The sequence below is a fragment of the Sorangium sp. So ce302 genome, from assembly GCF_051530145.1.
Classification (GTDB): Bacteria; Myxococcota_A; Polyangia; order Polyangiales; family Polyangiaceae; genus Sorangium; species Sorangium cellulosum_B.
The window spans coordinates 5,793,727-5,818,898 of the sequence record NZ_CP150326.1 but is presented as its reverse complement, the minus strand read 5'-3'; the positions used below and the strand labels follow the sequence as shown (position 1 = coordinate 5,818,898).

General features: G+C 72.6%; 17 protein-coding genes. 8 read left to right on the top strand and 9 right to left on the bottom strand.

Going from position 1 to position 25,172, the window contains the following annotated elements; all coding sequences use genetic code 11:
- Positions 1–91 precede the first annotated feature (91 nt).
- Entirely contained in the window at positions 92–2,494 is a 2,403-nt protein-coding gene (locus WME73_RS22085; protein WP_437916965.1) for a DEAD/DEAH box helicase, read from the bottom strand.
- A 640-nt stretch (positions 2,495–3,134) separates the two neighbouring features.
- On the opposite strand from WME73_RS22085, the gene WME73_RS22080 reads away from it, so the two are divergent.
- The 5 genes from WME73_RS22080 (at position 3,135) to WME73_RS22060 (ending at position 6,726) form a co-directional block, all read left to right on the top strand.
- Positions 3,135–3,488, top strand: a complete 354-nt coding sequence (locus tag WME73_RS22080) for a DUF4398 domain-containing protein (RefSeq protein WP_437747356.1) — start codon at positions 3,135–3,137, stop codon at positions 3,486–3,488.
- Positions 3,489–3,514: 26 nt separating this feature from the next.
- Positions 3,515–3,982 (top strand): DUF4398 domain-containing protein, encoded by a 468-nt coding sequence (locus WME73_RS22075; RefSeq protein ID WP_437747355.1) that lies wholly within the window; start codon positions 3,515–3,517, stop codon positions 3,980–3,982.
- Positions 3,983–4,166: 184 nt separating this feature from the next.
- The gene (gene lspA / locus WME73_RS22070; protein ID WP_437747354.1) at positions 4,167–4,850 is read left to right on the top strand and encodes a signal peptidase II; all 684 of its coding nucleotides are present in this window, start codon (positions 4,167–4,169) and stop codon (positions 4,848–4,850) included.
- 176 nt (positions 4,851–5,026) lie between these two features.
- Positions 5,027–5,785, top strand: coding sequence for a signal peptidase II (gene lspA / locus WME73_RS22065; protein WP_437916964.1), 759 nt, complete (start codon positions 5,027–5,029; stop codon positions 5,783–5,785).
- Positions 5,786–5,787: 2 nt separating this feature from the next.
- Positions 5,788–6,726: a prolipoprotein diacylglyceryl transferase gene (locus tag WME73_RS22060; protein WP_437747352.1), complete on the top strand. Its 939-nt coding sequence runs from the start codon at positions 5,788–5,790 to the stop codon at positions 6,724–6,726.
- A 181-nt stretch (positions 6,727–6,907) separates the two neighbouring features.
- On the opposite strand, the gene tatC is transcribed toward WME73_RS22060, so the two are convergent.
- From tatC to rlmN, 3 genes are read right to left on the bottom strand one after another with little or no spacing between them, the layout of a single operon-like run.
- Positions 6,908–7,795, bottom strand: a complete 888-nt coding sequence (gene tatC, locus WME73_RS22055; RefSeq protein ID WP_437747351.1) for a twin-arginine translocase subunit TatC — start codon at positions 7,793–7,795, stop codon at positions 6,908–6,910.
- Complete coding sequence (gene tatB / locus WME73_RS22050) at positions 7,795–8,520, bottom strand: Sec-independent protein translocase protein TatB (RefSeq protein WP_437916963.1); 726 nt, start codon at positions 8,518–8,520, stop codon at positions 7,795–7,797. Before tatB ends, tatC begins: the two co-directional genes overlap by 1 nt.
- Positions 8,521–8,564: 44 nt before the next feature.
- Positions 8,565–9,806 (bottom strand): 23S rRNA (adenine(2503)-C(2))-methyltransferase RlmN, encoded by a 1,242-nt coding sequence (rlmN, locus tag WME73_RS22045; RefSeq protein WP_437916962.1) that lies wholly within the window; start codon positions 9,804–9,806, stop codon positions 8,565–8,567.
- 453 nt (positions 9,807–10,259) lie between these two features.
- Here rlmN and WME73_RS22040 point away from each other — a divergent pair, with 453 nt between their 5' ends.
- Complete coding sequence (locus WME73_RS22040; RefSeq protein ID WP_437747348.1) at positions 10,260–11,723, top strand: alkaline phosphatase D family protein; 1,464 nt, start codon at positions 10,260–10,262, stop codon at positions 11,721–11,723.
- Positions 11,724–11,826: 103 nt separating this feature from the next.
- Here WME73_RS22040 and WME73_RS22035 read toward each other — a convergent pair whose 3' ends face one another.
- From WME73_RS22035 to mxcG, 5 genes are all read right to left on the bottom strand, one after another.
- Positions 11,827–13,209 (bottom strand): OmpA family protein, encoded by a 1,383-nt coding sequence (locus WME73_RS22035; RefSeq protein WP_437916961.1) that lies wholly within the window; start codon positions 13,207–13,209, stop codon positions 11,827–11,829.
- A gap of 237 nt (positions 13,210–13,446) precedes the next feature.
- A complete protein-coding gene (locus WME73_RS22030; protein ID WP_437916960.1) occupies positions 13,447–14,364 on the bottom strand; it encodes a trypsin-like serine protease in 918 nt (305 codons plus the stop codon).
- Positions 14,365–14,559: 195 nt separating this feature from the next.
- Positions 14,560–15,807, bottom strand: coding sequence for an MFS transporter (locus WME73_RS22025; protein WP_437916959.1), 1,248 nt, complete (start codon positions 15,805–15,807; stop codon positions 14,560–14,562).
- 10 nt (positions 15,808–15,817) lie between these two features.
- On the bottom strand, positions 15,818–17,140 hold the full coding sequence (locus tag WME73_RS22020) for an aminotransferase class III-fold pyridoxal phosphate-dependent enzyme (protein WP_437916958.1): 1,323 nt from the start codon (positions 17,138–17,140) through the stop codon (positions 15,818–15,820).
- A 45-nt stretch (positions 17,141–17,185) separates the two neighbouring features.
- Complete coding sequence (gene mxcG / locus WME73_RS22015) at positions 17,186–21,607, bottom strand: myxochelin non-ribosomal peptide synthetase MxcG (RefSeq protein WP_437916957.1); 4,422 nt, start codon at positions 21,605–21,607, stop codon at positions 17,186–17,188.
- A gap of 578 nt (positions 21,608–22,185) precedes the next feature.
- On the opposite strand from mxcG, the gene WME73_RS22010 reads away from it, so the two are divergent.
- Both WME73_RS22010 and mxcH read left to right on the top strand, forming a co-directional pair.
- Positions 22,186–22,398, top strand: a complete 213-nt coding sequence (locus WME73_RS22010; protein WP_437747342.1) for a hypothetical protein — start codon at positions 22,186–22,188, stop codon at positions 22,396–22,398.
- Between the two features lie 244 nt (positions 22,399–22,642).
- Positions 22,643–25,171, top strand: coding sequence for a TonB-dependent siderophore myxochelin receptor MxcH (gene mxcH / locus WME73_RS22005; RefSeq protein WP_437916956.1), 2,529 nt, complete (start codon positions 22,643–22,645; stop codon positions 25,169–25,171).
- Position 25,172: the final 1 nt, after the last annotated feature.

The following is a 25,172-nucleotide window of genomic DNA, read 5'->3' as shown; positions in this document are numbered from 1 at the left end:
TCGCTGGATCTGCGTGGGTCTGGTCGCCGTCCGCTCGGGACATGATGCGCGGCGCGCCGCGGCGAGCGCCCGGAGGCGCTCGCCGCCGGGCTCACGCCTGGTGGAGCAAGATCGCGAGGAGCCCGAGCGACGCGCGCTTGCGCTTCGCGTCGATGGTCTCCGTGGCGCCGACGCAGAGCGGACAGCCGGCCTCGTCGCAGCGGCAGCCGGCGATGAGCTGCCGCGTGCGCGCGAGGAGCTCGTCGCGCTGCTCGTAGATGCGCTCGGAGAGCCCGACGCCGCCTGGCACGTTGTCGAACAGGAACAGCGTCGGATCGAAGACCCCGGCCGCCTCTCCGCCGGCCGGGACCTCCCGCGCCTCGCTCCCGTCCTCGAGCGTCTGGCCGATGTCGCGCGGATCGCACATGAGCGAGAGCGTCGCGACCGTCTCCAGCGCCCGCGCGATCCCGCGCAGGCCGTCGATGGCGGTCGCGCGGCCGAGGCCGAGCTCCTCGCAGAGCGGCTCGGGCACGGTGAGCCAGAACGAGGTCGTGTGCATCTGGATGTCGGGCAAGCGCACGTCGCCGTATCCCGTGTTCTCGTGCGTGTAGAACTTGATCTTCTTGTACCCGACCACCTTCTCCACGATGCTCACCTCGCCGAAGGCGGCGGTCGCCCGGCCGAGCGGGGCGGCCGCGCTCTCGTCGAGGATGCTCACCTTCCGGTGGGTGAGCGCGGTCGTGAAATAGTCGGGGACGACCTTCGTCACGAAGGCTTTGTGGTTCTCGTAATCGAGCCGCTCGACCTGGTACTGCTCGCCGTCGTGCTGGTAGATGGCCTGCTCGTGGAGCATCGTCGGCGCCGCGCGCCAGTCGAGCTCCGCGAGCGTCTTGCCAAGGGCCTTGTCGATGATGACGAAGTTGTCCCAGCCCACCGAGCGCAGGCTCACGTGGTTCGCCGGATACGCGTCGGACGCCCAGTGGAAGCGATCGTTCGACTCGTGCACGACCCCGTTGTCCTGCAGGAAGCGCAGCGCCGCCACGGTGTCGTCCGGCGGCATCGCCGCGTAGGGCTCCCCCTTGAGGAACGGCAGCTCGAACGCCGCGCACTTGAGGTGCTGCACGAGGATCTCGGTGTTCTGCGGATCGATCCGGGCCGACTCGGCCCCGCGCTCCAGCAGGTAACCCGGGTTCCTCGCGAGGTACTGGTCGAGCGCCGCGCTGGTGGCGCACAGGACCGCGATGCTCGTCTTGCCGCGCCGGCCCGCCCGGCCGAAGCGCTGCCACGTCTCGGCGACCGACCCGGGGTAGCCGGCGCAGATCACCGCGTCGAGCTCGCCGATGTCGATGCCGAGCTCGAGGGCGTTCGTGGCCACGACGCACAGGATCTCGCCCTCGCGCAGCCCCCGCTCGACCCGCCGGCGCGTCTCCGGGAGGTAGCCGCCGCGGTACGCCATGATCGCGTCCTCCGCCCCGATCTCCTTGCCGACGCCCTCGCGCAGGTACTTCAGCATGATCTCGACCGAGTTGCGCGACTGGCCGAACACCAGCGTCGGCACGCGGGCGCGCGCGAGATCCCCGGCGAGGCGCACCGCGCTCTTCAGGGTGCTGGCGCGCACCCCGAGCTCCGCGTTCACCACCGGCGGGTTGTACAGGAAGAAGCGCCGCGGCCCCCGCGGGGCGCCTGACTCGTCGATGAGCTCGAGCTCGTCCTCGGCGACGCCCAGCAGGCGCGCGGCGTGCGCCCGCGGGTTGCCGATCGTCGCCGTCGCGCAGAGGAAGGTCGGGCTCGATCCGTGGAACGCGGCGACACGGCGCAGCCGGGCGAGGACGTGGGCGACGTGCGACCCGAACACGCCGCGGTAGGTGTGGAGCTCGTCCAGCACGACGTAGCGCAGGCGCTGGAACGTCCGCGCCCAGTGCGCGTGGTGCGGCAGGATCCCCGCGTGGAGCATGTCGGGGTTGGTCATCACGATGGGGCTGCGCTCGCGCGCCGCCCGCCGGGCGTCGCCCGGCGTGTCCCCGTCGTACACGATCGCCGGGATCGTGAGCCCCGCCTCGCGGATGAGCGCGTGCAGGCCGGCCTCCTGGTCCCGGGCGAGCGCCTTGGTGGGGTACAGGTAGATCGCGCTGCCGCCCTGGCCCGACGCGGCGCCCTCGGCGAGCGCGTCGAGCACCGGGAGATGGAAGCAGAGGCTCTTGCCGCTGGCGGTGGGCGTCGCGACGACCACGTGCCGCCCCGCCCGCGCCGGCTCCGCCGCGGCGCTCGGGCCCGCCGGCGTCGCGCGGGCCGCCGCGAAGGCCCGCGCCTGGTGGTCGTAGAGCCGATCGATGCCGCGCCGCTCCAGGGCGCCGCGGAGCGCCGGCGAGAGCGCGTCGGGCATCGGTGCGGTGCGCGCGTCGGCCGGCGGAAGCTCGCGATCCGCGGTGAAACAAGGGCGGACGTAGCCGGAGGCAAGCCACGACGAGATGACGGTCTCGACGCCGGTCTCGATCTTCCAGGGGGGCGACGGCATGGCGCAGGTATACTAAACAGATGCGCCGTGTCACTCAACCGGATCGGGCGCGACGCACACGTCGGCCGCCGTGACGCTGCGCTGGCCTGCGCGGCCGGGATCTCGGAGGGCGGCGCGCGGGTGAGGGGAGGGCGGCGCGCGGGTGAGGGGAGGACGGCGCGCGGGTGAAGGGCCGGCGCGGCTGGCGCGGCGGATCGGCGCGGCAGGCGGGCGTGGCGGGCCGGCGCGGAACGCGGTCGCGGCGGGCTGCCGCGGCAGGCGGGCGTACAGCGGAGAGGGGGCCTCTCCCGTCCTCGAACGAGATCCGGTGTCTGCGGCTCTCCTGTGGTCCAGTCGCCGCAAGCGACGCACACGGGGGCTCCGGCGAATGGCTCGTTTGCGCGCAACCGATGGGAAGCGCGGATACGGCGCGTGAGGCGATGTCTCAGCGTCGTCGTGATTCCTTCTGCACCGACGGACGCAGGGCGGCGCTTCTCGTGTGCGCGCTCAGGCGCCGCCCCGAGGTCGTCGGCCCTGGTGTGCTGGTTGCCTGAGGACGAGCCGATCGACGACGGAGATCCGGAGTCGATGATCCCATCCGCTCTCTCACCCGCCTTCTCCGGGCGACATCTCGTCCGGGGCTGGCAACGAGGTGTCGCACATGAAAAACGCAGTGTTCTTGACGCTCTTCGGCGCGTCGATGGCGGGGTGCGCCGCGTACGCTCCAAGCTTCAGCGAGCGGCTCGGCGCTTCGGAGGCGATGATTCGAGCCGCCGAGGAGGTCGGAGCCGACGAGGACCCGCGGGCGGAAGCCCACCTCCGCCTCGCCCGGGAGCAGGTGCAGCGGGCGACGAGGCTGTCGGCCGACGGCGTGCCCGATCGGGCGCAGCGCATGCTCCTGCGCGCGCAGGCGGACGCGGAGCTCGCGCTCGCCCTCACGCGCGAGGCGCAGGCCCAGGCCCGCACGCACGAGGCGCTCGAGGAGGTCGGATCCATCCAGCGGCAGCTCCGCTAGGGCTCGCGGACAGGAGGCGCGGAATCATGCGAACCAATCACGGGACAGTGGCCATTCTGCTCGTCGGCGGTCTCCTGGGGTGCGCGAGCGCCCCGCTCCCGCCGAAGGAGCTCATCGAGGCGAGGAAGAGCTACGAGCGCGCCCGGGCGGGCGCGGCGGCAGAGCTCGCGCCCGCGGACCTGCGCGGCGCCACCGAGGCGATGGAGCGCGCGGAGCAGGCGTTCGCCGGGGGGAGCGAGCTTGCCGAGGCGAGGGATCTCGCGTACCTCGCGGGGCGCCGGGCGCAGCTGGCCGAGTCGCTGGGGCGCGCGGCGGCCACGGAGCGGCAGCGCGGCGCGGCCCTCCAGGCGTACGGCGAGGTGCACCTCGCGCTGCGAAGGAGGGAGGCGCCGGCGGTCGACCCGGCCGGTCCGACCGATCCTCCCGGACGGGAAAAGGCGCCGGTGCGATCGCGCGCCCCGGAGCGTCCGGTGGTGATCCTGAACCAACGGTGAACCGGCGCGGTGATCGGCGGAGGAGGCGCGGGCGAGAGCGGAAGACGGAACCGGAAGGCGCGAGGGGGGCAAACGGACGAACGGACGAACGGACGAACGGAAGAGCAGAAGACGACCGCCGCCGGGCATCGCTCTGCTCGAGGCTGTTTGCTCCGTGCCACGCCATCGCGTAGAAGCGAGGACGATGTCCTCGGACGCACCGCAAGCGTCGCCCGTCGCGCACCTTCCCGACGACCTCCCCAGCGAGGAGCGCGCCTCGCTCCGCTTCTTGGCCGTCGTGGCGCTCGTCTCGTGCGCCGCCGACCTGGTGACGAAGGGGTGGGCGCACGCGCGCCTCACCGGGTTCGACCCGAAGCGGTCGGGCGCGAAGGTCCTCACGATCATCCCGGACCACCTCGATTTCATCTTCGCGCAGAACCCCGGCGGCGCCTGGAGCTTCCTGCGCGGCCTCCCGGACGGTCTGCGGCGGCCGTTTTTCCTGTTCGTCTCCGCCGCGGCGATGGTCTTCATCTTCTCGATCTACCGGCGCGTCCACAGGGACCAGACGGGGATGAAGTGGGGGCTCGCGCTGGCGCTCGGCGGCGCGATGGGCAACCTGGTCGACCGGATCCGCTACGGCTGGGTGATCGACTTCATCGACATGTACGTGATCCGCGGCGGTCGGGAGTATCACTGGCCGACGTTCAACGTGGCGGACATCGCGATCGTCGCGGGGGTCATCCTGATGTCCAAGGACATGATCGTCGCGACCCGCAGCGCGAGCGCGCCGTCTCCAGACGCGCGCGGCGCCTCGGAGGGCCCGGCGGGCGGCGACCCCACCCCTCCGCTATCGACGGAAGCGCCTCCGCCTGTGCCGCCGGCCAGCTGAAGGATGCGAGCGGGCGGCTCGGCCGGAGCAGACGGCGCGTGGGGCGGCGCGGCGCGGCGCGCGCAAGTCACGCACGTCACGTGACACGCGCAAGGCGTGAAAGACGCGCGCGGCGGCGCCTGCGGAGGGAAGCCTTTGCCGGAGCGCTCGGTTTGTCGTAGAGGAACGCGCTCCGCATGACTGAAGACGCGACGCCGCGAGACGCTCCCGTTGAGACCGAAGGTACCCATGCGGAGTCGCATCGCTCCGCGCCCCTGAACGCGCCGGCCGGCGAGCCGCCGGCCTCTGCCGGTGAACGCGACCACGAGGGGCGCGGCTCCTCGCAGGAAGGGGACGCCGACGACGTGGTCGCGCCGACGAAGCCCGCCTACCGGCCGTCGTACGTGTTCCTCATCGTCGTCTCGGCGATCACCCTGGCCGCCGATCTCGGCACGAAGTGGTGGGCCAAGGACCGGCTGGAGCCGCAGGTGCTCACGGACCTCACCGCCGCGCCGCGGCCGCTCTCGTTCCGGAAGATCGAGGTGATCAAGGATCACCTGAACATGATCTTCGCGAAGAACCACGGCGGGGCGTGGGGCATCCTGGGCGACGAGAGCGAGGCGATCCGCCGCCCGTTCTTCCTCCTGGTCTCGTTCGGGGCGATCGTCTTCATCGTCGCGCTGTACCGCAAGCTCCACCCCTCCCAGATCGCGCTCAGGTGGGGGCTGCCGCTCGTGCTCGGCGGTGCGCTCGGGAACCTGGTCGACCGCATCCGTTACGGGTACGTCATCGACTTCATCCAGGTCCGGCTCACCTCGACGTTCGTGTGGCCGACGTTCAACGTGGCCGACATCGCGATCGTCGCGGGCGTCGGGCTGATGGCGATCGACATGTTCTCCCCCCACCGCCCCGAGCTCGCAGGGAAGGCGTCCGGCGCGAAGGCGTCCGCGGGCTGATCATGCGGCCCGAGCTGTTCCGCCTGCTCGACGTCGCGTTCCCTGCCTACTTCCTGCTGCTCCTGACCGGCTTCCTCTTCGCGACGGCCATCGGCGCGCTGTGGGCGCGGCGGATCGGCGAGAACCCGGATGTGATCGTCGACCTGGGGCTCGCCTGCCTGCTCGCGGGCGTCGTCGGCGGCAGGCTCCTCCACGTCGTCGCCGACGGATACTTCTGGGATTACGTGCACCTGTGCACCGACCCGTCGCTTGTCGACTGGAAGGTCGAGCAGGCGCTCTGCGCGTCGCGGTACCACGGCGTGTGGGACGCGGCGAAGGGGGTCTGCCACCCGGTCGAGCGCGATTGCCTGGCGTGGGCGAAGTTCTGGGCGGGCGGCCTGACGTACTACGGCGGCTTCGTGGGCGCGTCGGCGATGGCGTACTGGCTGCTCAAGCGCGATCGGTTCCCGTTCTGGAAGGCGGCGGACATGGCGGGCTTCGCCGTCCCGCTGGGCCTCGGGTTCGGCCGGATGGGCTGCCTGCTCGCCGGCTGCTGCTTCGGCCTGCGCACCGACGGGGCGTTCGGGCTCTCGTTCCCGCCGAACAGCCCCGCGAGCGACGCGCAGTTCAAGCTGCTCGAGCTCACGAGCCCGCGCCTGCCGTCGCACCCGGTGCACCCGACGCAGATCTACGAGTCGGCGATGTCGTTCGCCATCGCGGCGATCTGCCTGCTCTACGTGCACGGGCGGAAGCGGTACGACGGGCAGGTCTTCGCGACGTTCCTCGGCCTCTACGCGCTCGGGCGCTTCGTGCTCGAGTTCGTGCGCGCCGACGATCGCGGGGGCTTCGTTGGCCTGTCCACGTCGCAGCTCATCGGGCTCGCGATGGCCGGCGCCGCGGTCGCGATCCACATGGCGCGGAGCCGGAAGGCCGCGCCCGCGGCGGCCGCGCCCGCCGCCTGACTGCGCCGCCGCGGAGGACGGCGCGCGCGGAAGGAGCAGCGCAGCGGTCTGCCGTGGGCGACGCCGCGCGGAGGACGGCGGGCGGAAGGAGCAGCGCAGCGGTCTGCCGTGCGCGACGCCGCGCGGAGGACGGCGCACGGACGACGCAGCGCAGGCGGCCCGGCCGGCGCTGCGCCGCCCGTCAGCCCTTGGTGACTTCCTTCTCCTTGCGCGCCTTGTACGCCGCGCGCTGGGCGTCGGTCGGCGGCTTGCCGAAGAGGTACGCGAGGCCGATCGAGAGCACGTAGAGCAGGCACATCGGCACGGCCATGACGAGCTGGCTCGTGATGTCCGGCGGCGTCAGGATGGCGGCGAGGATGAAGGCGCCGAACACGAACCAGCGGCCGAACAGGATGAGCTGGATGTAGTTGATGATGCCGGCGATGGAGAGGAAGAGCACGATGAGCGGGATCTCGAAGATGATCCCGAAGCCGAGCAGGAGCTGGGCGACGAAGTCGAGGTAGTCGCCCATCATCACGGTCGGCGTGATCGTCACCCCGTCGCCGCCGACCGTGCCGGCCAGGCTGAGGAAGTAACCGAACGAGATCGGGAAGGCCGCTCGCCAGCCGAACCAGCCGCCGCCGACGAACAGGATCGTCGAGAACAGGACGAACGGGATGACGTAGCGCTTCTCCTTGGCGTAGAGGCCGGGCGCGACGAACGCCCACAGCTGGTAGAAGATGAACGGCGAGGCCATCGCCGCGCCGCCGATCATCGACAGCTTGAAGTAAGCGACGAACGCGGCCGCGGGCGCGCCGAAGTGGAGCGAGGGGTTGCCGGCCAGGCTCTGCTCCCGCCACGCCTGCACGAACGGGACGGTCAGGAAGTGCAAGAGCTCCTCGCGCACCTCCCACCCCACGACGCAGGCCGCGAAGAAGACAAGGAGGCTCCGGACGAGCCGCTTTCTCAGCTCGTCGAGGTGCTCCCAGAACGACATCGGCTTGTCTTCGCCCGGATCCTCCGCGGCGTCGCTCGGCGCGCCCTCCGCCCCCGGGGAGCCGCTCTTCACCGCCGCCTGCTCCTGGCTCATCACGTCGCTCCGTTTCCGGTCGCCACGCCCTGCGTCGCCGCGGCGGTCTCTGCCGCCGCGGGCGCTATCGCCGCGGTGGTCTCTGCGGTCGCGGTTGCTGTCGCCGCGGTGGTCTCTACGGCCACGGGCGCTGTCGCCGCGGCGGTCTCTGCGGCCACGGGCGCTGTCGCCGCGGCGGCCTCGACATCGACCGTGGCGTCCGCCGCGCTAGCCGTGGCATCTGCGCCGACCACACCGGTCGTGGCGTCCGCCGCCTTCGCGGTCTCCGTGGGGGCTGCGCTTTCCGGTGCGACCGGCAGGCCGGCGGCGCCGTCCGGGGCCGCGTCCAGCGTCACTCCGTAGGCGTCGCAGCCGAGGACGGGGTACTCGCGCTCGCGGGGCGGCTGCACGACGGGCGGCGGCGGCGGCTCGGGATCCGGCGGCCTCACGCGCGGCGTGGACGAGGCGATCGCACCGGCGGTCACGGCGCCGACGACGGGGTTCACCAGCGTCTCGATCACGTTGACCCGCGACAGGGCGCGGAGCTCGCGGAGCTCGCGCTCGAGCCCCTCCTGGCGGATCAGATCGTCGATGCCGCTCTGCGTCCGGAGCTCCGTGCTCAAGCGGCGGAGCTTGGCGATCCAGCTCCCCGCCGACCGCATCATCGCAGGCAACCGCCGGGGACCGACCACGATGATGCCCACGATGGCGAGCACCATGATTTCGCCGAAGCTGAAGCCGAACACGCGCGCAAGCTAGCGCGCGTGGGAGCAGGGATCCATAGCGACGCTCATGCTGGCCTGGGCGGCGCGCTCGGCCCGACGTCGGCCGCGCCCACGGTCGCCCCGGCGCGGGGCGGCGCCCGGCGGCCGCCCGGCCGCGGCGCCTCCGCCGAAGGCCGCGCTAGCTGCCCGCACGCCGCGCCGACGTCGCCCCCGCCCGAGTAGCGCACGATCGAGCCGACGCCGGCGGCGGAGAGGACCGCGCGGAAGGCGTCGAGCCGCGCCGAGCGCACGAACGGATCGGCCGACGCGCCGCGTTCATCGCCGCCGTCCGGCGAGGGCAGGGGATCGCCGGGCGCGCCGATCGCGTTGTAGGGGATGAGGCTGAGCCGGGGAGAGATGCCGTGCTGCGCCGCGAAGCCGCGGGCGAGCGCGGCCAGGCACGCGGCGTCCTCGTCCGTGTCGTTCTGGTCCGCGAGGAGCGTGTACGCCCACATCGGCGCGTGCCCGCTCGCGCGCGCGTGCTCGCCCACGGCCGCGAGGACCTCCTCGAGCGGGTGCGCGCCGTCGATCGGCATGAGCAGGCGCCGCTTGCCGGGGCGCACCGAGCCGAGCGACAGGCCGAGCCGGACCGCGGGGACCTCGGCCGCGAGCCGCCGGATGCCGGACGGGAGCCCCGCCGTACAGACGGTGATGTTGCGCATGTCGATGGCCTGCGCGCTCGGCTCGGAGAGCACCCGGATCGCCTGGATGACCCGGTCGGCGTTGGCGAGCGGCTCGCCCATGCCCTGGAACAGCACTCCATGGACGCGCGCGCCGCCGCCTACGGTGGCGTCGAGATCGCGGCGGATGAGCCGCACCTGCTCGACGATCTCCCAGGCCTCCAGGTTGCGCGTGAGGCCCATGCGTCCGGTGGCGCAGAACGCGCACGCGAGCGCGCAGCCGACCTGCGAGCTCACGCACGCCGAGTACCGGCCTGGCCGCTCGAGCGGGATGCGCACCGACTCGACCGTCGCGCCGTCCTCGAGGCGGAAGGCGTACTTCACGAACGGATCCTCGGCGCTCGCGCGCCGCTCGACGAGCGCGAGCGTCCTGATCTCGCCCGCCGAGCGCGCCGCGTCGAGCGCGGCGCGCCGGACGGTCGCGGGCGCGCGGGCGGGCAGCTCGCCGAGGCGGTGCGCCAGGGAGACGATGCGGCGCGCGTCGGTGAGGTCGATGCCGCACGCGCCGGCGAGCTCCTCCGGCAGCACGGCCTGGAGCGCGAGGCGGGGGCGGCGTTCGTCCGGGCTGCTTCGAGGGCTGGGATCCACGACGGATACCGACTAGCGCGCCAGGGCGGCCCAGTCTACGGCCGCGCGCGCATGTTTCGCGGGATCCGCCGGAGGGGGCGCGGGTTCGCACCGCTCCCTTACCGCGGGGCTCGCCTTCGCGCAGGGCGGCGCGGCGCAGGCGTCGCCGGAGGCCGGGCCGACGGGACGATGCTGAACCTGGGAGCGACGGTGACGGCGGCGTTCTGAGGCGGCGATGCGATGCCGTGGTCGCCGCCGGCGTCGCGCCCGCCGACGCCACGCTCCCGCCCCTCTCACGCGGTGAGCGCGAGCGGAGAGCGCCTCTGGCCCGACGCCTTGCCCCTCTCGCGAGCGCCTCGAGCGAGCCGAAAAACTTGCGTCCGGCCGCCCGCGACGAAACATAGGGGAGAGTGCCCGCCAGGACCACGGCGCCTCTTCCCTCAGCCTGACGAGCTCTCGCCAGAGAGGCGGACCATGGCGTTCAAAAGCGCAGTCATCGGACACACGACGCAGACAACCAGCAGGATCTTGGCCGTCTTCGAGAGGCCCAAGGGGAGGGCGAGGCTGGCGTTCGCGGACGACAACGGCGTTCGCACGCTCGACGTGCCGATCAGCAGCGCGCCGCCCTTCGGGCTCGCCACGTTCGAGCTGAGCGGGCTGAGCGGCGAGAGGGTTCGTTATGGCATCGTGGAGCACGACGCAGGAGATCCGCTCCCCACACCCGCGGACAACCTGAGCATCAACGGCTCCGCCTTCCGCACCGTCACGAACGGGCCGATTCGAATCGGCCTCGTGAGCTGCAACGACATCGACAACCACGAGTTTCCCAAGGAGCGGCGCGGGGCGATGTGGCGGGCGCTCAAGGCCCTCGTGGACGAAGGGAAGGTGAACCTTTTGGTTCACGCCGGTGACCAGATCTACGGCGACGGCGATCCCACGGGCTGGTCGGCCTCGGAGGGGCGCACCGCCGCGTACCGCAGGCACTACGTGCACACGTGGTCGCACCCTGACGTGGCGGCGGTCCTCGGGAGCTGTCCGAACGTCATGATGTGGGACGACCACGAGATCTACGATGGGTGGGGGTCGAACAACAACGACGGCTCCCCGCCGGCCGTGGAGCGCTACAGGGCCGCGGAGCAGGCGTTCAAGGAGTTTCAGGCGGCGCTGAGCCCGAGGGACCGCGTGAGCAGCTCGGGGTTCGGCTGGATCGCGAAGCACGGCGACGTCGCCATCCTCGCGGTCGATGGGCGGTCGCAGCGCTCGTGGAAGAACGGGACGATCCTCGGCAAGCAACAGCTCGACGACCTCGAGCTCAGGCTCAACGAGCTCGCGGCGCTCGATCTAAGGCACCTCTTCGTCGTGGTCGGCACGCCCGTCGTCTACCTGCCGCTCGCAGCCGCGGAGGCGCTCACGAACACGTTCAACATGGCCTCCGTCGATGACATCCGGGACGGCTGGGCTGCCTCCAACAACCAGAACGAATGCAGGCGTTTCCTGATGTCTCTCATGAATTTCGCCGGCTTCAGCCCTCGCACCCAGGTGACGCTCATGGGCGGCGACATCCACGTGGGCACGATGGCGCACATCGACACGGTCCTCGGGTTCGGGCAGCCGCGCTCGCGACCGCGCCTCTATCAGGTGACCGCGTCCGGCATCGCGCGCCCTGCCCCCAAGGGGATGTCCCGCATCATCCTCTCGCTGCTGACGAACGGCGGCAGTCAGAACCTGTTCAACGGCGACATCAAGGGGTTCCTCCGGGAGATCTCGGGGTCAGAACACAGGTACTGCGTCACGCATCGCAACTTTGCGATCCTCGATCCGAGCGACGGAGCAGACGACTGGGACAAGAACAACAACCTGGTGGTCCGATTCCACGTGGAGAAGGACAACGGCGGCGTCGGCGTCCTCGAGCAAGTCCTCCCGAGAGTGCACACGTAAGAGCCGAGCGGCCATGCGCCGGCCTTTCGCCGGCGCCGGTACCCTGCTCCCGCAGGCCGGCGCCGGTACCGCGCTCCTGGCGCAGAGGGGGTGAGTCGCCGCTTCAGAGGCTCAGGACCATGACGTCGATCCGGCGGTTCTGCGCGCGTCCGCCGGCGGTGTCGTTCGACGCCACCGGTTGCTCGGCGCCCATCCCGGCCACCTCGATGCGATGGGGAGCGATCTGTCGCGCGGTGAGCTCGTTGCGCACCGCCTGGGCTCGCGCCAGCGACAGCGATCTGTTCCCCTCGGCGCCGCCCACGGCGTCGGTGTGCCCTTCGATGCGCACCCGCGCGGAGGGATAGGCGCTGAGAATGACGGCCAGCGCTTCGAGCTTCGGCCGCGAAGCTTCGGTCAACTCCGTGGTCCCGAAGCGGAAGTTCACGCCTTCCATCGAGAAGCGCTTGGGGCCATCCGCGGCTCCGGCGTCGAGGTACCGCGCGATCTCCGCCTCGGAGCCGTGCTCGTCGACGGAGAGGACCTTGCCGCCCGGGAGCGTCATCTCTCCGGCCGTGATCCTGAGCTGCTCGACGATCTCCGGCGCGCTGGGGGGCGCCTCGCCGGGCATGGCGGCCGTGGGCGCCTCGGCGCGCGGCGGCTCGACCTGCGGCGGCGGCGCGGCGGGCTGAGCGAGATCGTCCCTCGGAGCCGCCGCGATCGGCGCCTCGTGCGTGGGCTCGGCGGCGGTGCGCTCCGGCCTGCGTTCGCGGACGAACGCCCAGAGGCCTCCGAGCACCGCCGCTGCCAGCAAGGTCGGGAGCAGCCATTCTCGCGTCTGACGTTGACGGGCAGGCCCTTCACGCGAGGGAAGCGGGGTTGACGACTCCGTCGTTCGGGACGGGACGGGTGATACCGCATCATGCGGCCGTTCGCGCGCCGCCGCCGCGACGAAAGGAGCGCTCGCCGCCATGGAGGGAGCGAGGAACCCAGCGAGGCCCGCCGGGGCGCGTGGATCGTCCTTGAAGGCTTGCGTGTGATGAGAGAGCAGATCGGCGAGCCCTCGCGCGGTCAGCCCTCTCGACCTCACCTCGCGGCCGAGCACGCACGCGACGATCGGAGCGATCAGGCCGAGCATCGCGGTCGAGCACCGCTGCTCCACGCCGGAGGAGCGGGAGACGAGATCGATCATCCCGCTCGCGCGGTCGCCGAACAGGCGGGCGATCATCGACTGCCCATGGTGCGAGAGCTCCTCGGCCTGCTCGGCGCGGAGGGGCCCTGCTCTCCCGAGCAGACCTTCGTAGTCCCGCTCGGTGATCATCCTGAACAGCTGCGCTGCGCCGCTCTCCGAAGAGGCGACCTGAGCCATCCCGGCGAGCAGCGTCGGCACCGAGCTCTCCGCGGCGCCGCGCACGTTCGTCGGCGATTCATCGCTCAGGCCCAGCCCCTTCGTTGCGGCCGAGATGAGCTCGGGCGTCAAGAAGCCCCTGGTGGTGTCCAGCAACGACATGGTTCCGATCCCTCCGGGAAGTGGTCATCGGCGCGGGCGAAGCAGCGTCATCGCGCACGCGACCCTGCCCGCATGAGCGTCGATCCCGTGTCTGTCTTCCGTTGACTCCGCGCGATGCGAGCGACGTGCCGGCACGCCCGCGCGTCGCGCGCTGTGCCGCGGCTGCACACGGCCTGCCCCTGCCGCGTCCTGCCCCTCGCGCTCGGCGAGGCGAGCCGGCGCGATGGCGCGGGGCGCTCAGCGTCGTGCGAGCGCGGCCGTGCGGGCCTCGGCCGTCAGCGCGGCGAAGGCGTCCGTGCGCGTATAAACGTGGTTGCCAGCCGCGGTGCACCCCGCGCCGCGCGACGTGATGCCCACCACGTCGCCGCGGTCGGCGTCGATCACCGGACCTCCCGAGTCGCCGGCGCAGGTCGCCCCCTCGATCTCGAACTCGCGCGGACCGAGGACCTTGCCGGTCGCCGGATCGGCGCGGGGCCCGACGGCGGCGACGAGGCGCGGACCGCGCGCGGCGCGGACGCCGAGCCGGTTGGACGCTCCGCCGCCGTACCCGACGGCGACCACGCTGTCGCCTGGATCGAGCGCCCCGACCTCGCGCATCCGCAGGAGCGCCACGTCGGTGAGGGGCCGATCGAGCACCAGATAGGCGATGTCCGCGTCGCAGAGGACGCGCTCTTTCCCGTGCAGCGTGGCCACGGCGCGCGCCCGCGCGGCGTCGCGGGAGACATCGATATGGTCCCCGGTGTAAATGGCGATCTCGGAAGGATCGATGTCTCCGCCGACGTGATCGCCGTTGTGCGACCGGCCCGAGCGATCGCAGCGAGGGGCCGCGGTCAGGTTGCGCGAGATGCAGTGACGCGCGGTCAAGACGAGGTTCGGCTCGACGAGCGCGCCGCTGCACAGGCTCACGCGTCGCTCGCCGCCCCGGGGATCGCGATGCGAGACGGCCACGGCGACGACGGAGCGCGCGGCGCAGTCGATGAGGGGCTCGGGCGCGCCCTTCGCGCGGGGCGAGACCTCGGTGATCGGCGCGACGGCCGCGACCGGAGGAGGCGAGGCTTCGGCCGGGATGACGGCGACGACGATGCGCGGGACGAGGGCCGCGGCGAGGCAGCCAAGGCATCCCGCGAGGCGCGGGACGAGAGACGGGGACACCATGGATGAGGTCACCGACAAAGAGCATGTGAGGAGCGGCCGTGCAAGCCGACCCTGGAGCTTTTCTCCAGCATCAGAAGGGGAGGTGCCCCCGATGGGTTGTTGTTCCCACCGAGGGGAATCGGAGATGGAAACCAGGTCAGCCAGGTGAGGGGCGCCCGGATGGAGGCGCGCTCTCTGGACTCCCGCGCTCGTCGACTAGCCCCGGCCCTCCAGCGCGCGCGCAGCGCCGGCGCTGCTCGACGCGCCGAGGGCGAGGTGTCGCTCGATCAGGAAGATCAAGCACGACGACGCGAGCGTGAAGGCGATCGCCAGCGCGGCCACGGCGCCCATGCCGTCGAGGCGCTGGTCGGGGAGCTCGTGCAGCATCCTGGCCGCGAGGAACGCGGCGAGCGCCGACGAGAGGTGATCCACGGCCGACTGGATGGATCCGAAGCGCGCCCGCTCGGAGGGGAGCGGGACCTTCGAGGCGAGCGTGCTGTGGGAGATGTTGCGGATCGCCGTCCCGGTCATGAAGGCGACGAAGACGACGAGCACGGGCAGCCCCGGCACGTACGAGTGGAACCCGCCATAGAGGACGGCCACGAGCATCGCCGCCCCGACCAGGCTCGTGCGGAACGCGCCGACGCGATCGATCAGCGCGCCCGCGGTGCGCATCACGACGAAGGTGAGCGCGCCGCCCACGAGGTAGAGCAGGCCGAGCCGCTCGCGCGGATAGCCGAGGTTGTGCTGCACGTAGGCCGAGATGTTCGGGATGACGAGGAACGACGCCATCGTCATGACTGCCGTCGTCGAGTACGAGAGCAGCACGAGCGGGCGGCCGACGAGCGCGCGGAGCTCGCGCAGGGCGGTCCCGGGCGCCCGCGCCCCGGCGAGGTGGCCGCGCATCGAGGGGAGCAGCAGCAGCGCGAGCCCCGCGACGGTGAGCCCGAGCGCCGCGACGGCAAAGAACGGCGCCTGGAAGCCGCCGCGCCGCGCGAGCTCGAGGCCGGCCGGCACCCCGAGCACCGCGGCCAGGGAGTAGGCGCCCATCACGACGCCCATCGCCTTGCCGCGCCGCTCCGGCGGGATCGCGTCCGCGACGAGGGAGAACGCGATAGAGGTCGCGGGCCCCCCGAAGGCCCCGGCGAGCACGCGCGCCGCGAGGAGGCTCGGCAGGCCGGTAGCGAGGCCGCCAGCGGCCGTGCCGAGGACGAGGCCGAGCATCGCGACGGCGAGCGCGCTGCGCCGGTCGAAGCGGTCCAGGAAGAACGCGCCGGCGACCCCCGAGACCGCCGCCGCCGCGGTGTAGCTGCCGCCGATCAGGCCGATATCGGACATCGGGATGCCGAGCGCGACCGCGAAGTCCGGCCCGAGCGGCATGACGACCATGAAGTCGAGCAGGTTGACGAACTGGACCGCGGCGATGAGGAACAGGAGGATCCGTTCGGAGCGAGCGTTCTGCACGACCGTGGGCTCAGCTCTGGGCCTTCGCGCCCGCGCCGCGCTCGATCACGCCGCGGCTCGCCAGCTCGAGCAGCGCGTCGTGCGCCGCGTCGATCGTGTGATCGATCTGCGCCTCGGTGTGCGCGCCGCAGAGGAAGTTGACGTCGCGCCGCAGCAGGACGCCGCGCCTCGCCATCGCGCCGACGAACGGCTCCATGCGCTTCGTGTGGACGGCCAGATCCTCGGCCATGAGGAAGAAGGGGATCGCGTCGTACCCCACGACGCGCAGCGGGAAGCCGCCCTGCTCCGCGCGCCGGTTGATGCCCTCGCGGAGCCGCTTCCCGAGCGCGGCGACCTTCGCGATGGTGTCGGTCTCGCGGTACTCGCGCAGCGCCGCCCTGCAGACCTCGAGCGAGAGCATCTCGCCGCCGAACGTCGTCGACACCTGGAGCTCCGAGAGCCGGCTCATCACCTGGCGCGGCCCGGCGATCGCCGACAGCGGCATGCCCGCGGCGATGCCCTTCGAGAAGCAGACGAAATCGGCCTCGATCTGGTAGTACTCCTGCGCGCCGCCGCGCGCGAGCCGGAACCCGGTGACGACCTCGTCGAGGACGAACAGCACGCCCTGGGCGCGGCACGCCTCGCGCACCTTGCGCAGGTACTCCGCCGAGACGCACCGCTTGTAGGGCAGCGAGAGCAGCACGAGCGCGAGCTCCGGGCCCTTGCTCGCGGTGAGATCGAGCAGCGGCTGCTCGTCGGCCTCGGCCATGAGCGGCATGCGGTGGGTGTACTCGCGCAGCACCGCCGGGACGCCCGGGGTGTCGAACATGAAGTGGTCGTGCCAGCCGTTGTAGCCGATGGTGACGACCTTCTCCCTGCCGGTCACGTGGCGGGCGAGCCGGATGGCCGCGGACGTCGCGTCCGCGCCGGTCTTGAAGAAGCGGGCCATCTCGGCGCCCGGGGTCATCGCGACGAGGTCCTGCGTGGCGGTGACCTCGACCTCCGTCGGCAGCGAGTGAAGGATGCCCCTGTCGAGCCGCCGCCGGATGGCGTCGACGACCGCCGGGTGGTTGTGCCCCAGCGTGTTCGCCCCGAGCCCGCAGATGTAGTCGATGTACTGGTTCCCATCGACGTCGCGCACCAGCGCGCCCTCGCCGCCCTCGAGGTACACGGGGAACGAGCCGAGCGCGAACATCTCCGGCCGCTTCATGAGCGACTGCGTGACGCCGGGGATGAGCCGGCGCGCCTCGGCGAGCAGCGCGTTCGAGCGGTCGAGCCGGAGCCCCTCCGCGGCGCCTTGCGGCGCGCCGCCTCCCTGCTTCCTGTCCCGTGGGTCGATCGTCTGTGTGGTCATCGTGGTCGTTCTCTCTGGCTAGAGGTTCTCGTCCGTGAGCCGGTGTCATGAGGGGCGCGGCGCTCGCCGCGCCGCGCTGGAAGGGGGCGGCAGGAGGCCTTCCTCGACGCAGCGATCGAGGTAGCGGTAGAGGAGCGCGCGATCGATCGACGGGCACGTGATGCCGGTGCCAGCCAGGCCGCGCTCCAGGTTGTCGCAGCGCACGCGCCCGATGCCGAAGGTCGCCTCTCCGTCGGCCGGGGCCGACTGCAGATCGAAGAACGCGAGCGTGGCGCTGTCCGCGGCGTCGGCGCCGTCCTTCAGCCGCGCGCGCCACGCCGCGACCGGGCGCCGCTCGACCGGGTAGCCGTAGTCGCGCGCCCAGTCGAAGAGCTCCGTCAGCCGGACCTCGGGCGCAGGGGCGACGTTGACCACGGCGCCCGTGGTCTGCGCGGTAAGCGTGGTAAGCGAGAGCCGCACGATCGCGCGCCCGACGTAGTCGACGGGCGTCCACACCTCCCTCACGTCGAGATCGGGCAGGACGCCGGCGGGGATGCCGGCCCGCAGCAGCCGGAAGACCAGATCCTGCTCGTTGACGACGCCCGTGTCGGGCGCGCCGACGACGCGGCCCAGGCGGTACACGGCGACCGGCAGCCCGCGCTCCGCGGCCTGCTGCACCAGGCGCTCGGCCGCCCACTTGCTCTGCTGGTAGCCGTCGCGCAGGCCGGGGTGCGGCGGCACGAACGCCTCCGCGACCTCGGGGCTCGCCGCGATGCCCGGGGCCACGGCGAGCGTCGACACGTGGTGCAGCGGCTTGGGGCGCGCCGCCGCGGCCAGGCGGAGCGCCTCGCGCGTGCCGATCACGTTGGCGGCGCGCAGGCTGCGGTAGTCGCGCACGAGGCTCACCACCGCGGCGTTGTGGTAGATGGCGTCGCACTCCGCGGCGAGCTGGCCGAACCGCGCGGCGCTCAGGCCGAGGCGGGGCTGCGTCAGGTCGGCGGGCACGGCGAGCACCCGCGCGTCGATGCCGTCCACCGGCAGGCGCTGCTTCGAGAGCGCCTGCCGGATCCGCTCCGCTGCGTGCGCCTCGCTCGCGGCGCGCACCAGGCAGACCACGGTCGCGTCCGTCTGCGTCAGGAGCTCGTGGAGCAGGTGCGCGCCGACGAAGCCGCTCGCGCCGGTGAGCACGACCTGCCGCGGGCGACCGCCGCCGCCGGACCACGCGAGCGATCGGGGGACGACGTCCTCGGGGAGCTCGGCGTCGGCCAGCATGGCGCCGGGGGGCTCGCCGCTCGTCTGCGCCGCCGCCGCGCCCTGCGCCTCGTCGAGGGCGCGCGCGAGCGCCGCGACGGTCGGGTGGCGGAAGATCATCGCGACGGGGATCTCCCGCCCGAGATCGACGCTGAGCCGGTTGGCGACCTGGATCGTCTGCAGCGACTGGCCGCCGCGCTCGAAGAAATCGTCGTGCGCCGACAGGCCGCTCACGCCGAGCACCTGCTCCCAGACCTGCAGCAGCTGCCGCTCGAGCGCCGTCGCGGCGGCAGGCGGCTCCGCCGCCGCGGCGATCGGCGCCTCCCGCAGCGCCTTGCGGTCGATCTTGCCGGAGCTCGTCCTCGGCAGCCGATCGGTGAGCACGAAGGCCGAGGGGATGGCGGCCGCGGGGAGCAGCGAGCGCGCGTGCCGGCGGAGCTCGGCCGGCGACGGGGCGGGGTCTCCGGCGACGAGGAACGCGGACAGGCGCTTGCCGCCGCCGGCCGAGGCGTGCCCGATGACGGCCGCCTCCCGCACGGAAGGGTGGCGCAGGAGCGCGGCCTCGATCTCGAGCGGATCGACGCGGTGGCCGCTGATCTTGAGCTCGTCGTCGACGCGCCCGACAAAGACCATCTGCCCGTCGGCCCGCTGGAGGACCAGGTCGCCGGTGCGGTACGCGCGCGGGCGGCCCTCCAGCTGGTCGAGCACGACGAAGCGCGCGGCGTCGAGGTCCGGCCGCCCGAGGTACCCCCTCGCCAGCCCGGGCCCGATGAGGTGGAGCTCGCCCACGGCGCCCTGCGGGACCAGCCGGCCGTGCGCGTGCGTGTCGATGATGGCCGCGCGAACCCCGGGCAGCGGCGTACCGATCGGCGCCTCGTGTCTGTCCTCTTGCGCCTCGTCCGGCGCGTCGCCGCCGCTCAGCGTGGCGGCCGAGGCGACGACGGTCGCCTCGGTGGGGCCGTAGGTGTTGAGCAGCCGCGCGCGCCGACCGACGGCGCGGCGGAAGCGCTCGACGCGCTCGGGCAGCGCCGCCTCGCCGCCGATGATGACGGTGCGGACGCCCTCGGGGAGCGACGCCGCGCCGGTCGAGAGGCCGTAGGCGAGCTCGTGCCAGAACGCGGTGGGCAGATCCAGGACGGTGATCCGGTGCCTTTCGCAGGCGTCGAGCAGCCGCGGCACGGATTGCAGCATCTCGTCCGTGCGCAGCACCAGGGCGGCGCCCGCGCACAGGGTCAGGAAGATCTCCTCGACGCTGGCGTCGAAGTGCAGCGGCGCGAACTGCAGCACCCGGTCGTCGCGGCGCAGATCGTAGCGGTGGGTCGCGGCCGCCACGAAGTGGGCCAGCGCGCCGCGCTCGATCATGACGCCGTTCGGGCGGCCGGTGGAGCCGGACGTGTAGATGACGTACGCCAGGTGCTCCTCCGCGCCCTGGACCAGCGCCCGCTCCGGCGCGCCGTGGATCGCCTCGTCCAGGAGCACGAGGCGCGCCGCGCGATCGCTCCCCACCTTCGCGGCGTGCTGCGACGTCGTGACGACGATCGCCGGCCTGGCGTCGTCGAGGATCGCCGTCGTCCTCGGCTGCGGCCCGTCCGGATCGAGGGGGAGGTAGCCTGCGCCAGCGTAGAGCGCGCCGAGGATCGCGGTGATGGCGCCGACGCTGCGCGGCAGGAGCACCGCGACCAGCGTGTCCGGCCCGGCGCCGAGCGCGGCCAGCCGGGCGGCGAGCCGCCGGGCGGCGAGGTCGAGCTCGCCGTAGGTCACGCGCTCGAGGCCGTGGTGGACGGCGGTAGCGTCCGGCTGCTCGCGCGCGCGCAGGGCGATCTGCTCGACGACGGGGCGCGCCGGCGCGGGCAGCGGGCCCCCGTCGAGCAGCGCGCCGGGCTGCCCGGCCGCCTGCGCGCCGGGCGCGCGCGCCGCGGCCCGGGGGAGGTCGATCTCGGCGCGATCGAGGGCCTGCTCTGGGGCGGCGGCGACCGCCTCCAGGAACGCGAGGAAGCGCCGCTGGTGCGCCGAGAGATCCTCGTCGCCGTAGCAGGCCGGGTTGGCGTCGAGGTCGAGCCGCGGCCCGCGCCCGTCCGACCTCGCGTAGATGCCGAACGACAGATCCTCGACCGGGCCGGCGGAGATGTTGTGCGCGACGCCGCGATGCCCCGCGAAGCGCAGGTCGTAATCGAACGGCATGATGTTGACCACCGGGCCGAACAGCCGGCGGCCGCCGCCGATCAGCTTGAGATCCCGGCGGAGCTGCTCGTAGCGATACCGCAGGTGCGGCCGGATGGCCGCGAGCTCGGCCGCGACCTGCCGGGCGACATCGACCAGGCTCGCGCCCTCCGCGACCGGCACCCGGAGCGGGACGATGTTCATGACCATGCCCGGGATGCGCAGCGACACCGAGCCGAGGCGCCCCATCACGGGCAGCCCCAGGACGATCTCGGGCGCGCCGGTGAGCCGGTGGGCGTACGCCGCGGTCGCGGCGACCACGACGTCAGGCCAGGTCGCCTTCGCCTGGCGCGCCACGTCCTTCAGCCGGTCGACGGTGGACGGCGCGAGCGACGCCGTCCGGCGCAGGCAGGCGCGCGACGCGGGCGCCGGCTCGTCGCCGAGGCTCACCGGCTCGGGCCGGTCGGCGAAGCGCTGCGTCCAGAAGGCGCGATCGCGCTCCAGATCGGGGGAGGCGCGGTAGGCCAGATCCTCGTCGACGACCCGGCGCAGCGACCCGAAGGCGCCGCCTTCGCTCGATCGGCCCTCGACGCGCGCGGTGTAGATCTCGGCCACCCGCCGCGCGATCAGCGAGAAGCCGTAGCCGTCCAGCGCGATGTGGTGCGCGCGCTGGTACCAGAAGAGCCGATCGGGCCCCGCCGTGAACAGCGCCTCCGTGAAGAGGGGCCCGCGCGCGAGATCCACCGGCCTCGCGAGATCCTCGCGCATCCACGCCTCGGCCGCGGCGAACGCGTCCGGCGCCGCGCTGACGTCGACGCGGTGTACAGGGAAGTCAGGGGACGGGTCGAGGCGCTGGCGCGGGCCGTCCGCCTCGCTCGTGAAGCGCACGTGCAGCGCCTCTGCCTCCGAGACGGCAAGGCGTATCGCGGCCTCGAGGATCGCGCGATCGATGGACCCGCAGATCTCGACGCACTCGCCCGCGTTGTACACAGGGCTCGCGGGGTCGAGCTGCTGGCCTAGCCAGATACCGTGCTGCGCGGCCGACAGCGGCCAGCGCGCGTCCTGAGGAGCGACCATGACGACAACCCTCCTGGTTCAACCGGCGCTCGACGGGACAGCCGCCAGAGGCACGCTCGCGGCAGGCGATCCGCGGCCCGCGACGACGGCGCAAAGGCGGCCGTGACGCCCGCGCCAGCGCCGTTGGAACGAGAGCGGAGCCCGCCGGCGCAGCGGGGCCCGAGCCCCGAGAGCACGCAGGGCAGGGGCGCCGGACGTCGTCCCGACAGCGGACCTCGATGACGCCGCGATGGGCGTGGCCACCTAGGCGTCGACGAGCGAATGAAAATGAAAACTACTTTCAAGTTCGTTTATGGTGAGGTAGGGTGGGCATTGTCAAGAGAATTCGTTGGGACCCCCGCCGCGGGCCACCGTCCCGTGGTGGGCCTGTCCGCGCCAGCGAGGCACGGCGCCGGCGACCCGAGCGAGCGCGAGATCGCGCCGGTTTCGGCCGCGATCTCGCGCTGCTCGGACCTGCGGACGTCGCGACGTTTCGCGGACGCTCTCCGACCGCTTTCGCTTGACAACGCTGTTGGTAGCATGGCAGGTTCTCGATTGAAAGTGAAAGTGACTTTCATTATTGAAAGTGGGGTTCCACGATGGACAACCTGATGTCGAAGGCGACGGCTCCGCCCGACAGCCGGTGTGATCACTGCGGCGTTGCTGGACGTGCCGAGCCCAATTCCGTGCGCTGCGGCTGCGGCAGCCTTCTCGCCCGGTATGTGCCCGGCGGCGTCGAGCTGAAGTGCCGGCGGTGCAAGCGCGTCGTCGTCGTCCCGGTCCCGGCGGCGGCGGAGGACGTGAGCGGTTGAATCTCCCAGGGCGCTGACATGACAGCTCGCGGCGGCGACCCCTGGCCAGCGCGGTCTGCGCCATCCGAAGAGGCCTGAAGAGCCGGCGAGCGAGACGCCACGACAACCAGCTTGCGCAGAGCCGGCCAGAGCGCCGCTTCGTCACGCTCCGGTGAGCATGCCCGGTGATCTCATGATTCGATTACAGCCCTTGCGTTGCGCCGCGCTGGCCGGGACTCTGGTCCTCGCCCCCTGCGGTGCCCTGTTGGCCTTCGCAGCGGACGCGCGGGCGAGCGAAGAGGCCCCTGCCGACGAGGGCGACGAGGGAGCGGCACCCGGGGCCGAGACAGCGCCGGCGGCGCGCGCCCCGGGCGATGGCGCCGCGCTCGCGGTGCGCCCGCCCGAGCTCACGGGCGCCGTCGAGGCGGCGTATCCGCAGGCGGCGCGCGAGGCGGGGTTGGAGGGGAGCGTCGTTCTGCGGCTGACGATCGACGCGGAAGGGCGTGTCACCAGCGCAGAGATCGCCGAGCCCGCGGGCCACGGGTTCGACGAGGCCGCGCAGCAAGCGGCGCTGCGCTTCCGCTTCACGCCCGCCCGGCGAGGCGACCGGAGCGTCGCGTCGCGCATCCTCTACCGCCACGACTTCCGGCTGCCTGCGCCGACCCCCGCGGCCGCGCCCGTCGCGGGCGCCGCCGGTGCCGCGCCCGTCACACGACCCGTCGGTGCCGCGCCGGTCGCTGGCGCCGCAGGGCCAGCTCTGCCCGCGATCGAGGTGAGCGTGCGGGGGGCCTCCGAGGCCGAGCGGCTCCGTACCTCCGCGCAGGCGGTCCAGGTGATCGAGACCGTCGAGGCCAAGCGTCAGGCCGCGGATCTCGGCCAGGTGCTGGCGCGCGCCGAGGGCGTGAGCGTGCGCCGCCTCGGCGGGCTCGGCTCCGACGCGCGCTTCTCGCTGAACGGCCTCACCGACGACCGGATCCGCTTCTTCCTCGACGGCGTGCCGCTCGACCTCGCCGGGCACTCCTTCGGGGTCGCCAACGTGCCGGTCAACCTCGTCGAGCGCGCCGAGATCTACCGCGGCGTCGTCCCGCTGCGCTTCGGCACGGACGCGCTCGGCGGCGCGGTGAACCTGGTGACCGATCAAGACACGCGCGGCACGGGCGCGTCGGCGTCCTATCAGGTCGGCTCCTTCGGCACGTACCGGCTGACCCTCGGCGCGCGCCACGCGCACGCGCCGAGCGGCCTCTTCGCCCGCGCGAGCGGGTTCGTCGATCGCGCGCGGAACGACACCCCGATCGACGTCATGGCGTTCGACGAGAGCGGGCGCCTGTCGCCCGCGCGCGCCCGGCGGTTCCACGATGGCTACGTCGCGGCCGGCGGCGCGGCCGAGGTGGGGGTCGCCCGGCGGCCGTGGGCCGACCGCCTGCTCCTTCGCGCCTTCTTCACCTCGCACGACAAGGAGGTGCAGCACGGCCTGCTCGTCGACATGCTCGACGGCAGGGTCAAGTCGCCGCCCTTCGGAGAGGTCACCTTCGGCAGGCAGACCGGCGGCGCGCTGCTGCGGTATGCGCAGCCGTTCTCCGGGAGGGCGCGGCTCGACGCCCTCGCGGGGTACTCGTACGCGCGCACGACCTTCCTCGACGTGGCCACGTGCACCTACGACTGGTCGGGCGGCTGCGTGGAGCGCCCGTATCGGGGGGAGGTCGGGGACGACGCGAACGACCAGCAAGTCCGCCAGCACACCGCCTTCGCTCGCGTCAACCTGGCCTGGCATCCCGCGACCGAGCACCTCCTGCGCTTCGGGCTCTCGCCGAGCCACGTGACGCGCACCGGGAGGAACCTTGTCGTGGCCGAGCCCGAGAAGGACCCGCTGACCGCGGAGCGGGAGCTGTGGAGCGGCGTGGCAGGCGTCGAGTACGAGGCCAGGCCCCTCGAAGGCCGGCTCGCGAACATCGCCTTCGCCAAGCTCTACCTGCACGGCGTCCGCACCCGGGAGCACCTGCCGAGCGGCCGGATCGGCGACGTCGATCGAGCGACGCACCGGGTGGGGGCAGGGGACAGCCTGCGCTTCCGCTTCACCGACGCCCTCTACGCCAAGGCCTCGTACGAGTACGCCACCCGCCTGCCGACGCCGGAGGAGCTGTTCGGCGACGGAGGGCTCATCGTCTGGAATGTCCACTTGGAGCCGGAGGCGAGCCACAACGTCAACCTGGGCGTGACCCTGGAGCGCGCGGAGACCGGCGCGGGACAGCTCCGGTTCAGCGCCAACGGCTTCGGTCGCTTCACCGAGGATCTGATCACGCTGCGAAGGCACCTGGGCTACTCGGAGTACGGAAACACGCTGTCGGCGCGATCCGTCGGTATCGAGTCGACGGCCGGGTGGACCGCTCCGGGCGACTGGCTGTCGGTCGACGGTCACGTCACCTGGCAGGACTTCCGGGACGGCTCGACCGGCGTTCGCATCCAGAACCAGCCGTACCTGTTCGGCGGGGTCGTCGCGCGCGCGCAGTGGCCCGAGATCGCGGCGAGGCGTGATGTCCTGTCCATGACCTGGCACGCCGATTATGTACACGCCTTCTTCGTCGGCCCGGAAGGCCGCGGCGCAGCCGATTCCAAGGCGGAGATCCCGTCGCAGCTCGTGCACACGCTCGCGCTCACGTACCTGGTCGAGCGCGGCGGATGGACGGTGAGCTCGACCGTCGAGGTGCAGAACCTCACCGACGAGAAGGCCTTCAGCTTCTATGGCGTCCAGCGCCCCGGGCGAGCGGCGTACGCCAAGCTCGCCTTGAGCCTGTGAG

Excerpts from the sequence above, each read along its gene's own strand:
- lspA (WP_437747354.1), top strand. The coding sequence starts at position 4,167 with ATGTCCTCGGACGCACCGCAAGCGTCGCCCGTCGCGCACCTTCCCGAC.
- WME73_RS22040 (WP_437747348.1), top strand. The coding sequence starts at position 10,260 with ATGGCGTTCAAAAGCGCAGTCATCGGACACACGACGCAGACAACCAGC.
- WME73_RS22020 (WP_437916958.1), bottom strand. The coding sequence starts at position 17,140 with ATGACCACACAGACGATCGACCCACGGGACAGGAAGCAGGGAGGCGGC.
- WME73_RS22035 (WP_437916961.1), bottom strand. The coding sequence starts at position 13,209 with ATGTCGTTGCTGGACACCACCAGGGGCTTCTTGACGCCCGAGCTCATC.
- WME73_RS22060 (WP_437747352.1), top strand. The coding sequence starts at position 5,788 with ATGCGGCCCGAGCTGTTCCGCCTGCTCGACGTCGCGTTCCCTGCCTAC.
- WME73_RS22080 (WP_437747356.1), top strand. The coding sequence starts at position 3,135 with ATGAAAAACGCAGTGTTCTTGACGCTCTTCGGCGCGTCGATGGCGGGG.
- WME73_RS22085 (WP_437916965.1), bottom strand. The coding sequence starts at position 2,494 with ATGCCGTCGCCCCCCTGGAAGATCGAGACCGGCGTCGAGACCGTCATC.
- WME73_RS22030 (WP_437916960.1), bottom strand. The coding sequence starts at position 14,364 with ATGGTGTCCCCGTCTCTCGTCCCGCGCCTCGCGGGATGCCTTGGCTGC.
- tatC (WP_437747351.1), bottom strand. The coding sequence starts at position 7,795 with ATGAGCCAGGAGCAGGCGGCGGTGAAGAGCGGCTCCCCGGGGGCGGAG.
- mxcG (WP_437916957.1), bottom strand. The coding sequence starts at position 21,607 with ATGGTCGCTCCTCAGGACGCGCGCTGGCCGCTGTCGGCCGCGCAGCAC.
- lspA (WP_437916964.1), top strand. The coding sequence starts at position 5,027 with ATGACTGAAGACGCGACGCCGCGAGACGCTCCCGTTGAGACCGAAGGT.
- WME73_RS22075 (WP_437747355.1), top strand. The coding sequence starts at position 3,515 with ATGCGAACCAATCACGGGACAGTGGCCATTCTGCTCGTCGGCGGTCTC.
- WME73_RS22010 (WP_437747342.1), top strand. The coding sequence starts at position 22,186 with ATGGACAACCTGATGTCGAAGGCGACGGCTCCGCCCGACAGCCGGTGT.